Origin of the sequence: Pantoea sp. M_10, assembly GCF_008631515.1 — a bacterium.
In the GTDB taxonomy this organism is placed as follows: domain Bacteria; phylum Pseudomonadota; class Gammaproteobacteria; order Enterobacterales; family Enterobacteriaceae; genus Pantoea; species Pantoea anthophila.
This window is the reverse complement of the sequence record NZ_VWUL01000002.1, coordinates 14,190-27,234: the sequence shown is the minus strand read 5'-3', so window position 1 is coordinate 27,234 and position 13,045 is coordinate 14,190. Positions and strand designations below refer to the sequence as shown.

Sequence of the window (13,045 nt, the reverse complement as noted above, 5' to 3'; positions counted from 1 at the left end):
AAATAATGTCGCGCGCAGCGAAGCGTGACGCTGTTTAAACACAGCGTAATCCGGGTCTGATATCAGCGGTCGGGCGCAGCCTGAGCTACGCCAGACGAGGCGGAGGAAAAAGGGCTAAGATAAACAGCAGCATAACGCGCACTCCCACAGGCAACGGGAAATTATTAAGGAGCGCGATCGGGAATTAAAACGGGGGATCGCTGCTCGCCGGTTGGCAAGCAGCAGAGAAAATTCAGCTTGCCAGAATAATCGTTAATTCAGGGTGACTGTCCAACGGAATACTCCAGTAGTGAGATGCCGCTATTATAAGAAGAGCGGGATTGTGGTAAAGCCGTTTCGCGGGAAATAACCGCTTCGTTGAGGTTCTGTTTCTGCTCAGCCTGCCGCTTCGCTAACAACGCCGTTACGCTGTTATAACCACAACCCATCGCTTATAACTTTAAGGCATATGATTAGCCCATATTCGACTATTCTTCACATCGGCCCTTTCGTAAACTCGCGTAACTTTCTAAGGCAAGGAAATTTCATGAAAACTATAATTCCATCACTGCTGGCGCTGACGCTGGCTGCCTCCTTCACAGCCCAAGCCGCCACACCCAAAGATACGCTGGTCATCGCGCAGTCCACAGACGATGCAGACAGTTTTGACCCGGCAAAAGGCTTTGAACTGACCAGCGTTCAGGCCTTCACCAACATCTATCAGCGCCTGGTCCAGTCTGACCCGCAGAACCCGGTGGATCTGAAGCCGACGCTGGCGACCGCCTGGCAGCCTGGCAGCGACAACCGCAGTCTGACCTTTGAACTGCGCAAAGATGCGAAGTTCTCTACCGGTAACCCTGTGCGTCCGGAAGATGTGATCTTCTCGCTGGGCCGCGTGGTCAAACTGAACCTGGACCCCTCTTTCATTCTGACGCAGCTCGGCTGGACCAAAGAGAACGTCGATGGCTTCCTGAAAAAGGTCGATGACAACCATGTGCAGATCAGCTGGACCGCCAACGTCAGCCCGACCTACGTTCTGAGCCTGCTCTCCGCCCCGGTCTCCTCGATCGTCGATGAGAAAACCGCGATGGCGAACCAGAAAAATGGCGACTTCGGTAACGCCTGGCTGGCCACCCACTCTGCGGGCAGCGGCCCGTATCAGATCCGTAAAGTGGTCATGCATCAGGTGGTGCTGCTGAGTGCTAACCCGACCTCACCGGCGGGCGCACCAAAAATGAAAAACATCCTGATCAAAAACGTGCCGGAACCGGCCGCGCGTCGTCTGCTGCTGGAACAGGGTGATGCGGATATCGCCCGTAACCTGGGGGCTGACCAGATCGCCGCCCTGAACGGCAAAGCGGGCGTGAAGACCGAAGCGATCCCGATGGCGTCGCTCTACTATATCCAGTTCAACATCGGCGCGAACGACACGCTGAAGAACCCGGCCTTCTGGGAAGCGGCGCGCTACCTGTGGGATTACAAAGGCATCGCCAATGAGCTGCTGAAAGGCCAGTTCGACGTGCATCAGTCCTTCCTGCCCAAAGGCTTCCTGGGCGCGATCAACGACACGCCTTACAGCTACGACCCGGAAAAAGCCAAAGCGATTCTGAAGAAAGCGGGCCTGACCAATGTGACCTTTAAGCTCTCCACCAGCAACCAGCCGCCTTATCTGGATATCGCGCAGGCGCTGCAGGGCAGCTTCGCCAAAGGCGGCGTGAAGGTCGAAGTAGTGCCGGGTCTGAGCTCCGAAGTCTCCACCAACGTGAAGGCGCATAAGTATGAAGCGACGCTGAACGCCTGGGGCTCCGACTATTTTGATCCCAACACCAATGCCGCCTCCTTTGCCTACAATCCGGAAGATGGCAGCAAAACCATTGCTTACCGTTCAGACTGGCACATTCCTGAGCTGAACAAGCAGGTGATTGCGGCGACCGCCGAAAGCGATCCGAAAAAACGGGTGGCACTGTATGAAGCGATGCAGCGTGAAGTGATGAAGAACTCACCTTACGTGATTGGGATGCAGGCGAAGAACCTGATCGCCCTGCGCGACAACCTGAAAGGCTATGTCCAGGGCATCAACCCTGACATGGTGTATTACTCGCAGGTCACCAAGTAATGGCTCAGTCTGTTCCTTCAGCCGGGTTCGCCCGGCTTTTTTGGCAGCGGGGCGGGCGTCTGCTCGGCAGCGTGCTGTCGCTGCTGGTGACGCTGCTCGGCCTGCTCGCCTTTACCTTTATGCTGTCGCATCTCTCACCGATCGATCCGGTGCAGCAGATCGCGGGCGATCACGCCAGTGAAGCGACCTATGCGCAGGTGCGTCACGACCTCGGTCTTGACCAGCCGGTGCTGACACAGTTCTGGCGCTACATTGAACATCTGGCGCAGGGCGACCTCGGTGTCTCCCGCCTGACGAATCAGTCGGTCAGCAGCGACCTGATGTCCACCTTCCCGGCCACCATTGAGCTGGCCACCTGTGCGATGATCTTCGCGGTTATCTTCGGCGTCACCCTGGCGCTGCTGGCGGCCTGGAAACCGGGCAGCTGGATCGATAACCTCGCCCGCTTTATCTCCCTGCTCGGCTACTCGGTGCCGGTGTTCTGGCTCGGCCTGCTGGGTCTGCTGCTCTTTTATGCGGTGCTGCACTGGTCTGCCGGACCGGGACGGCTGGATGACATCTGGGTCTATACCCTGGAGCCGAAAACCGGCTTTGTGCTGATCGACAGCTGGCTGTCGGGTGAACCGGAGATGTTCCGCAACGCGATTGCGCACCTCTGGCTGCCGGTGGTGATTCTGGGCCTGCTGGCGATGGCGGGCATTACCCGTCTGCTGCGTGCCGCGCTGCTGGAAGAGAGCAGCAAAGAGTATGTGGTGCTGGCGCGAGCCAAAGGCGCGGGTCGGGTGCGCATCCTGCTGCGTCACATCTTCCCCAACGTGCTGGGGACGCTGGTGACGGTTATCGCCCTCTCCTACGCCACGCTGCTGGAAGGCTCGGTGCTGACCGAAACCGTCTTCGCCTGGCCGGGTGTGGGCCGCTATATGACCAACGCGCTCTTCTCCGGCGACGTGCCGGCGATTCTGGGCTCAACCCTGTTGATCGGCGGCTGCTTTATCCTGATTAACACCCTGGCGGATGTTTTAACCTGGTTAACCGATCCGAGAACCCGATGACGCAACAACTCTCTGAACTCGAAACGCTGCGACCACGCCGTCGCCGTCAACGCGTTACCTCGTTAACCGTTGGGCTGACGCTGGTGGCGATCCTGATCCTGATGGCGCTGTTAGCCCCGCTGATTGCGCCGTTCGATCCCAATCTGCAGACCATGTCGAGCCGCCTGCTGCCGCCTTCGGCGCAGCACTGGTTCGGCACCGACGGCTTTGGCCGCGATCTGCTGTCGCGCGTGATTTATGGCGCGCGCCCTACCCTGCTGCTGGTGTCGCTGATTCTGGTGCTGACCATCCCGGCCGGGCTGCTGATCGGCATCACCGCCGGGTATGTGGGCGGCTGGACGGAGCGCGTGCTGATGCGCATTACCGATATCTTCCTGTCGCTGCCGAACCTGGTTATCGCGCTGGCACTGGTGGCGATTCTCGGCCCCGGCCTGATGAACGGCGCGCTGGCGCTGGCACTGACCAGCTGGCCGCCGTTCGCCCGCCAGGCGCGCGCGGAAACCCTGGCGCTGCGCCGCAGCGACTACCTGGCCGCCGCGCGGATGCAGGGCATTACCGGCTTTCGTCTGATGTTTGGTCACATTCTGCCGCTCTGCCTGCCGACCGCCGTGGTGCGCGCCGCGCTGAGCCTGGGCGGAATTATTCTGGCCGCTGCCGGCCTCGGTTTCCTTGGCATGGGCGTTCAGCCGCCGACGGCAGAATGGGGGTCGATGGTGGCCGAAGGCAGTAAAGTGATCTTCGATCAGTGGTGGGTAGCTGCCGCACCGGGCGCGGCGATTCTGTTTGCCAGCCTGGCCTTTAACCTGACAGGCGATGGCCTGCGCGACCGACTGGATACCCGTCATGCAAAATAATCTGCTCTCTGCTGAGGGGCTGACCATTCGCAGCGATGATGCGCTGCTGGTCGATAACATCACCTTTTCCGTGGGCCGCGAACGCGTGGCGCTGGTCGGTGAGTCCGGTTCCGGTAAGTCCCTGACTGCCCGCAGCCTGATGGGCTTACTCTCTCCGGCGCTGCATCTGCAGGCCAGCCAGCTGCAGGTCGCGGGCGAAAATGCGCTGACGCTGAGTGAGCGCCACTGGAGCCAGCTACGCGGTAACCGCGTGGCGATGGTGATGCAGGACCCGAAATATGCTCTGAATCCGACGCGCACCATCGGCTGGCAGGTGGAGGAGCCGCTGATCCTGCATCGCCGCCTGAGTCGTGCCGAGCGCAAAGAGAAGGTGTGTGAGATGCTGGATGCCGTCGGCCTGCCCGACCCGCGTCGCCTGATGCAGCACTATCCGCATCAGCTCTCGGGCGGCATGGGCCAGCGCGTGATGCTGGCCATCGCCCTGATCACCGATCCCGACTTCCTGATTGCCGATGAACCCACCTCCGCGCTGGACCATGCGATGCGCGATCAGGTGCTGGCGCTGATCCGCGGTCTGGTGGAGGCACGCAACATGGGTCTGCTGCTGATCAGCCACGACCTGCAGCAGGTGTCGGAACACTGCGAACGGGTGATGGTGATGTACAAGGGCCGGCTGCTCGATACGCTGCCTGCCGCTGACCTGCCCCGCGCGACCCACCCCTACACCCGCACGCTGTGGGCCTGCCGGCCGGGCAAGGCGACCCACGGCCAGGCGTTACCGGTGCTGGACCGCGCTGCACTGGAGGCGAATCATGATTGAGCTTGCGAATTTAAGCGTCGCCCATAAGCAGGGCTACGAGCTGCGCACCGTGGTGCATGAGGTTAACCTCACGGTCAGAGCGGGTGAGTGCTTTGGCCTGGTCGGCCCGTCCGGCTGCGGCAAGTCGTCGCTGCTGTGGGTGCTGGCGGGGCTGAACCCGCACTGGCAGGGTCAGATGCAGCTGGCCGGTCATCAGGTTCAGCCCGGCAAAGCCTTCACCGGCGCGCTGCGGCAGGAAGTGCAGATGGTGTTTCAGGACCCCTATGCCTCGCTGCATCCGCGGCACCGTCTGCGCCGCACGCTGGCGGAGCCGCTGAAGCTGCTGAAACGCGATAACATCAACGACCGTATCGATCAGGGTTTCCGTCACGTCGGGCTGGACCCGGCGCTGGCCGATCGCTATCCGCATCAGCTTTCGGGTGGTCAGCGTCAGCGCGTCGCCATCGTGCGTGCCCTGCTGCTGCAGCCGAAGATCCTGCTGCTGGATGAGCCGACGTCGGCGCTGGATATGTCCGTGCAGGCGGAGATCCTCAACCTGCTTAACGATCTGAAACGACAGGATGGCCTGACCATGGTGCTGGTCAGCCACGATCCCGATGTGATCGATCACATGTGCGATCGCGCCGTGCGCATGGCGCAGGGTCGTATTATCGAAGAGATCACCGCCTGATCGCCAGCCGGACGGCACCGCTCCGCTGTCCGGCCCCTCCTGCTCCGCCTCTGCCCGCCTTATCGTCTCCCCGGCCATCACGGCTCGCGCTTCCCGCCTGCTCACGCACGGCCGTTGCGGTATACTCGCGACGACGTTTTTAACAAGGAGTCTGACGATGACGGTAAAACTGCGTCCGCTGGAGCGGGAAGATCTGCATTTTGTCCATCAGCTGGATAACAACGCCAGCGTGATGCGCTACTGGTTCGAGGAGCCCTATGAGGCGTTTGTGGAGCTGTCCGATCTCTACAACAAGCACATTCACGATCAGACCGAACGTCGCTTTGTGGTGGAGCATGACGGCCAGAAAGCGGGACTGGTGGAGCTGGTTGAGATTAACCATGTGCACCGCCGCGCCGAGTTTCAGATCATCATCGATCCGGCCCATCAGGGCAAAGGGCTGGCCACACAGGCGGCGAAACTGGCGATGGATTACGGCTTCTCGGTGCTGAATCTCTACAAGCTCTACCTGATTGTGGATCAGGAGAACGAAAAGGCGATTCACATCTACACCAAACTCGGCTTCGAAATCGAAGGCGTGCTGAAGCATGAGTTCTTTATCAACGGGGAGTACCGCAACACCATCCGCATGTGCATTTTCCAGCATCAGTATCTGGAACGCCACAAAACGCCAGGCGGAATGGTGAAGCCGACCGCGCAGTAATCAGCCGCGCGCGCCAACCGGGTTCATAAAGGGACGCGGATGTTCCGGCTTGAGGTCATACATGCCGCCGTAGAAGGGGTCGACCAGCAGCCAGCCGGGGAAACCGCCCAGCGGAATGTTGCCCAGCAGATACCAGAGGTTAGCGCGTGCTTCGATAGGCACCGTGACCGGCACGTAGCCCGGACTTTCCAGCATCAGCAGGTAGTGTTTTTTGCCGAAGTAGCGGCCGGTGGATTTGGCCAGTTCAACGGTCTGGGGCGTGAAACCCTGCGCCACCGCATAGCCGCGCTCATCCTGCACGGTAAAACGCGCGCCCTGCGGCAGAGAGTCAATGCGCACCAGTTGGGTTTCATTGCCGACAATGGTGGCGCAGCCGCTGAGCAGCAGCGCGGCGGCCAGAGCCAGAATTCGCTGTTTCATAGAGGGGGTCCACAGAGTGATCAGTGATCAGAGTGTAGTCTCCCCTCTCCGCCTCAATCGGGCTATCATCGCCCGATTCCGGCAGCTTATTGCGGTTGACAAGTGCGGGCGATGGCCGCGATGTCGCCCGGTGAGGTGCGGCAGCAGCCGCCAATCAGCCGGGCACCCGCCTGTTGCCACTCGGCCAGCTTGTCATGCAGGGTGCAGCCCGACGGCGCAGAATGCCAGGTTTTACTGCCGGCATCATACTGCTCGCCGGAGTTGGGATAGACCACCAGCGGTTTGTCGGTCAGGGTCTGCAACTGCTGCAGGGCGGGCGTTACGCTCTCCAGCGCCACGCAGTTAACCCCCAGCGCCACCACCTGTGGCTGCTGATTCAGCCAGCTCACCACCTCTGCCAGCGGCGTGCCGTCGCTGATGTGTCCGGCGTCACGCAGCGTAAACGAGAACCAGGCGCGGGCGTCAGGGAACTCAGCCAGCAGTTTCACCAGCGCCTGCGCCTCGGCAAAGGAAGGCAGGGTTTCACAGGCCAGCAGATCGGCTCCTGCCGCCAGCAGCGCCTGCACGCGCGGGCGGTGGAACGCCATCATCTCCGCTTCCGGCAGCGCATAATCCCCGCGATACTCCGACCCGTCCGCCAGGAAAGCGCCATAAGGCCCCACCGAGCCTGCCACCAGCAGCGTTTTCGCATCGGGCCGCACCGCCAGATAGTCGTGACGGGCGCGCTGTGCCAGTTCAACACTGCGGGCGATGAGCGCCAGGGACTCATCCTCACTCAGGCCACGCGTGGCAAAGCCCTGCGGGGTCGCCTGGTAGCTGGCGGTGATGGCGCAGCGGGCACCCGCCACAAAGTAGTCGTAGTGCACCTGATAGATCAGCTCAGGATCCTCCATCAGCACTTTGGCCGACCACAAGGCATCGGCAAGCTGACAGCCGCGCGCTTCCAGCTCGGTGGCCAGCGCGCCATCCAGAATCAGCAGCGGTGACTCTGTTAAAGCCTGCGCGACAGGGTTATACGACATCATTGGCCTCCTCAGGCTTCGGGGATGATTTGTGGGTCAGATGGTACGCGGCGTAGCAGAACAGCACAAACGGGATGCCACACCACAGGGCGATGCGCTGTGTCGGATCAAACGCCAGGCCGACGCACGCCAGCAGGCAGAGCAGGAAGCCGAGAACAGGCGTCAGCGGATAGAGCGGCGCGCGGTAGGCGAGATCGGCCAGCGATTTGCCCTGCTGAAGGTGACGGCGACGGAACACAAAGTGCGAGGCGCAGATGCTGAGCCAGACCGCCACCACGGCAAAGCCGGAGATGGCCGACAGCGCCACAAATACCGTGTCAGGCGCGACCACGCTGGAGATCAGCGCCAGCAGGCCGCCGATCATGCTGACGGTCAGCGCCAGCAGCGGCACGCCGCGCCGGTTCACCTTCGCAAAGGCACGTGGCAGCGTGTTTTCATTAGCCAGCGACCAGAGCATACGTCCCGACGCATAGAGGCCGGAGTTGGCCGCTGACAGAATGGCCGTCAGGATCACGAAGTTGATGATATCCGCGGCCCAGGGCACACCGATCTTTTCAAACACCAGCACAAACGGGCTTTTCACAATACCGGCCTGATCCATCGGGATCAGCGCCGCCAGCACCAGCACCGTGCCGATGAAAAAGAGAATCAACCGGGCCACCGTGGTACGAATCGCCAGCGGCAGTACCTTCTGCGGCTGCTGGGTTTCACCGGCGGCAATCCCGATCAACTCGGTGCCGGAGAAGGCAAAGTTCACCGCCACCATGGTCATCAGGATAGGCAGCACGCCGTTGGGCAGCCAGCCGTGCGCCGTGAGGTTACTCAGACCGGGTGCAGGCGTGCCATCTTTCATCGGGATAAAGCCAAACATCGCCGCCGCGCCGAGCAGGATAAAGGCGATGATGGTGACCACCTTGATCAGCGAGAACCAGAACTCCCCTTCAGCGAAGAAGCGGGCAGAAACCACGTTCAGCAGATAGATGGCGCAGCAGAATACCAGGCACCAGACCCATACCGGCACCTGCGGGAACCAGTACTGCATACAGAAGCCCGCCGCCGTCAGGCTGGAGCCCAGCGCCACCGTCCAGGTCAGCCAGTAGAGCCAGGCCACGGTGTAGCCGGTCGCCGGACTGAGATAGCGCGCCGCATAGACGTGGAACGCGCCCGTTTCCGGCATCGCCACCGACAGTTCACCCAGACAGACCATCACCAGCCAGACCACCAGCGCCCCAATCAGATAGGCGAGCAGCGTGCCTGCGGCCCCGGTGGTGGAGATGATATAGCCGGTGTTGAAAAAGAGGCCGGTGCCGATGACACCGCCCAGCGATAACATCACCAGATGGCGGACTTTCATGGTGCGTTTAAATTGTTGCTGCGGGGAAGTTGGCTGTTCGCTCATCAATTTTATCCGTATGGACGTCTAAACATCTATAAGGGACAAATTTATACGCGTCACAGCCGGGAATTGCAACGGCAGGAGAACAGGGAGCGGGGTCATGCGCGTCAGTGCCCCGTCGCGGCGGGGCCTGATGCCTCAGCCGAAAACGCTCTGAATGTAGCGTTCCAGCGCCATGCGGGAACTGAATCCGTGCGGGATGCCGTAATGTTCCTGTGAATCACCCGCCAGGTAGAGAGGGAATTGGGTGTAGTGATCGCAGGTTTTCATTTCAGACGCCGGCTCAGCGAACGGCTGGCTCTTCTCTTTCAGGGTCGGATGAATCACTAATGCCATGCGCCCCATACGCGCTTCGCGATTCACATAGACATAGTTCTCCCCCCGGCGATAGCCATAGGCCCGTGGGGTAATCTGATCCATTTCGAAACCCGCTTTTTCCAGTACGCGCGCTACCTCATCTGGTCGTAAATACATGCTCGATCCTCTCCTCTTTCAAAAGCTTCGCAACCTTACATCAGCATGACAGAGCGGGCATTCGGAATTTTCCCTAAAGCCCCCTCCCGCGTCTCGTTTATCTCAAGGTCGTCTACACTAGTATTACGTTTTTAAATCAAAGGGAGCCAAAAAATGTTTAATCGCACTGTAAAAAACGATGACATTGATATCAATCAGGACGTTAACGAACTGGCCGATTCACTGGAAGCGCTGTTGAAATCTTACGGCAGTGATGCCAAAGACGAAGTGGACTCTGCCCGCAGTCAGGCAGAAAAACTGCTGAAGCAGACCCGTTCTAAACTGAATGGTGGCAGCAACCGTGTGACCCAGGTTGCCCGTGATGCCGGTGCACAGGTTGATACCTATGTACATGATAAGCCGTGGCACGGTGTCGGTATCGGTGCCGCATTCGGTATCGTGGTGGGTGTCCTGCTGGCCTCACGCCGCTAAGCGCGAAAAATCTTCTGAGCCCTGCCCCGTGCGGGGCTTTTTTTTGCCTGTCATCCGGCCCGTAAAATTTACAAAAGATTTTTTCCGCGTCGCAGGGCGCACGCCTGCTGGCTTTGGTCGTGTTGCGCAAATGCAAATCATAAAACCCTATATCTGGTGGGCTTGACCACCAAAACCCCTACATCTAGTATTTAACCCATCAGTCTGACACCCGATGTCCGCCAGAATGAAACCCGTAAATCAGGCGGGTGGCGTTATTGCCGGGCACCCGAACCGCATACAGAGGGAAATACGAATCATGCGCATTATTATTTACACTAAAGATAACTGTGTCCAGTGCAATGCCACGAAGAGTGCGATGGACCGTCAGGGTCTGACCTATCAGCTCATCAATCTCGACAGCCAGCCCGAGGCGATCGACAACCTGAAATCCCTGGGTTATCGCCAGGTGCCGGTGGTGATGGCGGATAACGATCACTGGAGCGGCTTCCGCCCGGACAAAATCGCCTCGCTGCGCACGCTGTCCGCTGTCGGGGGATAAACGCATGTTCCCGCTGGTCTATTTTTCCAGCCAGTCGGAAAACACCCACCGGTTTGTGACGCGCCTTGGCCTGCCAGCCCGGCGCATCCCGCTTGATGCCCGTCAGACGCTGCATATCGACCAGCCCTATATTCTGGTCGTGCCCAGCTACGGCGGTGGCAGCAGTCGCGGTGCCGTACCCGGTCAGGTGATTCAGTTTCTTAATGATGAGGCCAACCGGCGGGAAATCCGTGGCGTCATCGCCGCGGGCAACCGGAACTTCGGCGCCGGTTACTGTCTGGCGGGCAGCATCATTGCAAAAAAATGTCAGGTTCCCCTGCTCTATCGTTTTGAGCTGATGGGAACTCCGGACGACATCGCGAACGTTAAAGCGGGAGTAACCCAATTTTGGCAACAACAGACACCCTCAACGGCGTGACGCTCGACTATCACGCGCTCAACGCCATGCTCAACCTCTATGACGCGGAGGGGCGCATCCAGTTCGACAAGGATCGCGAAGCGACCCGTCAGTTTCATCTGCAGCATGTGGAGCCGAACACGGTGAAGTTCGCCAGCCGCGCCGAGCGTTTACGCTATCTGGTGGCGGAGAGCTATTACGAAGCTGAGGTGCTGAACCAGTACGATTTCGACTTCCTGCTTGCGCTGCATGAGGTGGCGGAGACGTGGGGATTTGAGTTCAAAACCTTCCTGGGTGCCTGGAAGTACTACACCAGCTACACGCTGAAAACCTTCGACGGCAAACGCTATCTGGAAACCTTTGAACAGCGCGCCTGCATGGTGGCGCTGACTCTGGCTCAGGGCGATGAAACCCTGGCGCGTGCGCTGCTGGAGGAGATCCTCAGCGGCCGCTTCCAGCCTGCCACTCCCACCTTTCTCAACTGCGGCAAGCAGCAGCGCGGCGAGCTGGTCTCCTGCTTCCTGCTGCGCATTGAAGACAACATGGAGTCCATCGGCCGTGCCGTGAACTCCGCGCTGCAGCTCTCAAAGCGCGGCGGCGGCGTCGCCTTTTTACTCTCCAACCTGCGTGAGTCCGGTGCGCCCATCAAGCGTATCGAAAACCAGTCGTCGGGCGTCATCCCGGTCATGAAGATGCTGGAGGATGCCTTCTCCTATGCCAATCAGCTGGGCGCTCGTCAGGGCGCGGGCGCGGTATGGCTGAACGCGCACCATCCCGATATTTTCCGCTTTCTCGACACCAAGCGCGAAAACGCCGATGAGAAGATCCGCATCAAGACCCTGTCGCTGGGCGTGGTGATCCCCGATGTCACCTTCCGGCTGGCGAAAGAGAACCAGCCGATGGCGCTGTTCTCGCCCTACGATGTTGAGCGCATTTACGGCCAGGCCTTTGGCGATATCAGCATCAGCGAGAAGTATGACGAGATGCTGGCCGACGATCGCATCCGCAAAACCTGGATTCAGCCGCGTGACTTCTTCCAGACGCTGGCTGAGATTCAGTTTGAGTCAGGCTACCCCTACATCATGTATGAGGACAGCGTGAACCGCAGCAATCCGATTGCCGGTCGTATCAATATGAGCAACCTCTGTTCAGAGATCCTGCAGGTGAACAGCGCCAGCGAGTACTTTGACGATCTCAGCTATCGCCGGGTCGGCAAAGATATCTCCTGCAATCTTGGCTCACTCAATATTGCCCACGCCATGGATTCCCGCGATCTGGCGCGCACCGTGGACGTGGCGGTACGCGCCCTGACCTCGGTGTCGATGATGAGTGAGATCGCGTCGGTGCCGTCGGTCGCCGAAGGAAACCGGCGGTCGCACGCCATTGGCCTGGGTCAGATGAACCTGCACGGCTATCTGGCGCGGGAAGGCATCGTCTACGGTTCGCCGGAAGCGCTCGATTTCACCAACCTCTACTTTTACTGCATCACCTATTACGCGCTGCGCACCTCTAATCAGCTGGCACAGGAGCGTCAGCAGACCTTCGACGGTTTTGCTGATTCGCAGTACGCCAGCGGCGTCTATTTCGACAAATATCTGCAGCGCGAATGGCTGCCGCGCACCGAACGGGTGGCAAAACTGTTTGCCGACGCCGGCGTGACGCTGCCGACCCGGGCGGACTGGCAGGCGCTGCGCGATGCGGTAATGCAGCACGGGCTGTTTAATCAGAACCTGCAGGCGATCCCGCCGACCGGTTCGATCTCCTACATCAACCACGCCACCTCCAGCATCCATCCGATTGTTTCGCCGATCGAGATCCGTAAAGAGGGCAAAACCGGACGCGTCTACTATCCCGCGCCGTTCATGACCAATGAGAATCTGCATCTCTATCAGGATGCGTATCAGATTGGGCCGGAAGCGATTATTGATACCTATGCAGAAGCGACTCAGCACGTTGATCAGGGGCTGTCGCTGACGCTCTTTTTCCGCGACGACGTCACCACCCGTGACATCAACAAAGCACAGATTTACGCGTGGAAGAAAGGCATCAAAACGCTCTATTACATTCGACTGCGCCAGATGGCGCTTCAGGGCACGGAGGTTCAGGGCTGCGTCTCCTGCTCCCTGTGAT

14 protein-coding genes are annotated in these 13,045 nt (G+C 59.7%); 10 read left to right on the top strand and 4 right to left on the bottom strand.

Annotation, left to right across the window (positions count from 1 at the left end):
• Positions 1-526 precede the first annotated feature (526 nt).
• The 6 genes from F3I47_RS07000 to speG all read left to right on the top strand — a co-directional run bounded on the left by F3I47_RS07000 (position 527) and on the right by speG (position 6,194).
• Positions 527-2,095 carry an ABC transporter substrate-binding protein gene (locus tag F3I47_RS07000; RefSeq protein WP_009088577.1) on the top strand — a complete coding sequence of 523 codons (1,569 nt, stop codon included), beginning with the start codon at positions 527-529 and terminating at the stop codon, positions 2,093-2,095.
• Positions 2,095-3,147 carry an ABC transporter permease gene (locus F3I47_RS06995; RefSeq protein ID WP_046102403.1) on the top strand — a complete coding sequence of 351 codons (1,053 nt, stop codon included), beginning with the start codon at positions 2,095-2,097 and terminating at the stop codon, positions 3,145-3,147. The genes F3I47_RS07000 and F3I47_RS06995 overlap by 1 nt, the downstream gene beginning before the upstream one ends.
• Positions 3,144-4,001 (top strand): ABC transporter permease, encoded by an 858-nt coding sequence (locus tag F3I47_RS06990; protein WP_009088573.1) that lies wholly within the window; start codon positions 3,144-3,146, stop codon positions 3,999-4,001. The genes F3I47_RS06995 and F3I47_RS06990 overlap by 4 nt, the downstream gene beginning before the upstream one ends.
• Positions 3,991-4,821: an ABC transporter ATP-binding protein gene (locus F3I47_RS06985; RefSeq protein WP_058957961.1), complete on the top strand. Its 831-nt coding sequence runs from the start codon at positions 3,991-3,993 to the stop codon at positions 4,819-4,821. The genes F3I47_RS06990 and F3I47_RS06985 overlap by 11 nt, the downstream gene beginning before the upstream one ends.
• On the top strand, positions 4,814-5,491 hold the full coding sequence (locus tag F3I47_RS06980; RefSeq protein ID WP_009088569.1) for an ABC transporter ATP-binding protein: 678 nt from the start codon (positions 4,814-4,816) through the stop codon (positions 5,489-5,491). Before F3I47_RS06985 ends, F3I47_RS06980 begins: the two co-directional genes overlap by 8 nt.
• A 157-nt stretch (positions 5,492-5,648) precedes the next feature.
• Positions 5,649-6,194 (top strand): spermidine N1-acetyltransferase, encoded by a 546-nt coding sequence (gene speG / locus F3I47_RS06975; RefSeq protein ID WP_009088567.1) that lies wholly within the window; start codon positions 5,649-5,651, stop codon positions 6,192-6,194.
• Here speG and F3I47_RS06970 read toward each other — a convergent pair whose 3' ends face one another.
• The 4 genes from F3I47_RS06970 to F3I47_RS06955 all read right to left on the bottom strand — a co-directional run bounded on the left by F3I47_RS06970 (position 6,195) and on the right by F3I47_RS06955 (position 9,506).
• Entirely contained in the window at positions 6,195-6,614 is a 420-nt protein-coding gene (locus F3I47_RS06970; RefSeq protein WP_009088566.1) for a hypothetical protein, read from the bottom strand. It lies immediately after the preceding gene.
• An 86-nt stretch (positions 6,615-6,700) separates the two neighbouring features.
• Complete coding sequence (gene mmuM, locus F3I47_RS06965; protein ID WP_058957958.1) at positions 6,701-7,636, bottom strand: homocysteine S-methyltransferase; 936 nt, start codon at positions 7,634-7,636, stop codon at positions 6,701-6,703.
• On the bottom strand, positions 7,626-9,035 hold the full coding sequence (gene mmuP / locus F3I47_RS06960) for an S-methylmethionine permease (protein WP_009088562.1): 1,410 nt from the start codon (positions 9,033-9,035) through the stop codon (positions 7,626-7,628). Before mmuP ends, mmuM begins: the two co-directional genes overlap by 11 nt.
• Positions 9,036-9,170: 135 nt before the next feature.
• Entirely contained in the window at positions 9,171-9,506 is a 336-nt protein-coding gene (locus F3I47_RS06955; protein ID WP_009088560.1) for a DUF2002 family protein, read from the bottom strand.
• A 153-nt stretch (positions 9,507-9,659) separates the two neighbouring features.
• Here F3I47_RS06955 and F3I47_RS06950 point away from each other — a divergent pair, with 153 nt between their 5' ends.
• The 4 genes from F3I47_RS06950 to nrdE all read left to right on the top strand — a co-directional run bounded on the left by F3I47_RS06950 (position 9,660) and on the right by nrdE (position 13,044).
• Positions 9,660-9,977 (top strand): DUF883 family protein, encoded by a 318-nt coding sequence (locus F3I47_RS06950; protein WP_009088558.1) that lies wholly within the window; start codon positions 9,660-9,662, stop codon positions 9,975-9,977.
• A gap of 298 nt (positions 9,978-10,275) precedes the next feature.
• A complete protein-coding gene (gene nrdH / locus F3I47_RS06945; RefSeq protein WP_009088556.1) occupies positions 10,276-10,518 on the top strand; it encodes a glutaredoxin-like protein NrdH in 243 nt (80 codons plus the stop codon).
• A 4-nt stretch (positions 10,519-10,522) separates the two neighbouring features.
• Positions 10,523-10,936, top strand: coding sequence for a class Ib ribonucleoside-diphosphate reductase assembly flavoprotein NrdI (gene nrdI, locus F3I47_RS06940; RefSeq protein ID WP_009088554.1), 414 nt, complete (start codon positions 10,523-10,525; stop codon positions 10,934-10,936).
• Positions 10,906-13,044 carry a class 1b ribonucleoside-diphosphate reductase subunit alpha gene (nrdE, locus tag F3I47_RS06935; RefSeq protein WP_072215515.1) on the top strand — a complete coding sequence of 713 codons (2,139 nt, stop codon included), beginning with the start codon at positions 10,906-10,908 and terminating at the stop codon, positions 13,042-13,044. The genes nrdI and nrdE overlap by 31 nt, the downstream gene beginning before the upstream one ends.
• Position 13,045: the final 1 nt, after the last annotated feature.

Excerpts from the sequence above, each read along its gene's own strand:
- speG (WP_009088567.1), top strand. The coding sequence starts at position 5,649 with ATGACGGTAAAACTGCGTCCGCTGGAGCGGGAAGATCTGCATTTTGTC.
- mmuP (WP_009088562.1), bottom strand. The coding sequence starts at position 9,035 with ATGAGCGAACAGCCAACTTCCCCGCAGCAACAATTTAAACGCACCATG.
- F3I47_RS06980 (WP_009088569.1), top strand. The coding sequence starts at position 4,814 with ATGATTGAGCTTGCGAATTTAAGCGTCGCCCATAAGCAGGGCTACGAG.
- F3I47_RS07000 (WP_009088577.1), top strand. The coding sequence starts at position 527 with ATGAAAACTATAATTCCATCACTGCTGGCGCTGACGCTGGCTGCCTCC.
- F3I47_RS06970 (WP_009088566.1), bottom strand. The coding sequence starts at position 6,614 with ATGAAACAGCGAATTCTGGCTCTGGCCGCCGCGCTGCTGCTCAGCGGC.
- F3I47_RS06950 (WP_009088558.1), top strand. The coding sequence starts at position 9,660 with ATGTTTAATCGCACTGTAAAAAACGATGACATTGATATCAATCAGGAC.
- mmuM (WP_058957958.1), bottom strand. The coding sequence starts at position 7,636 with ATGTCGTATAACCCTGTCGCGCAGGCTTTAACAGAGTCACCGCTGCTG.
- nrdI (WP_009088554.1), top strand. The coding sequence starts at position 10,523 with ATGTTCCCGCTGGTCTATTTTTCCAGCCAGTCGGAAAACACCCACCGG.
- F3I47_RS06990 (WP_009088573.1), top strand. The coding sequence starts at position 3,144 with ATGACGCAACAACTCTCTGAACTCGAAACGCTGCGACCACGCCGTCGC.
- F3I47_RS06995 (WP_046102403.1), top strand. The coding sequence starts at position 2,095 with ATGGCTCAGTCTGTTCCTTCAGCCGGGTTCGCCCGGCTTTTTTGGCAG.
- nrdH (WP_009088556.1), top strand. The coding sequence starts at position 10,276 with ATGCGCATTATTATTTACACTAAAGATAACTGTGTCCAGTGCAATGCC.
- F3I47_RS06955 (WP_009088560.1), bottom strand. The coding sequence starts at position 9,506 with ATGTATTTACGACCAGATGAGGTAGCGCGCGTACTGGAAAAAGCGGGT.
- F3I47_RS06985 (WP_058957961.1), top strand. The coding sequence starts at position 3,991 with ATGCAAAATAATCTGCTCTCTGCTGAGGGGCTGACCATTCGCAGCGAT.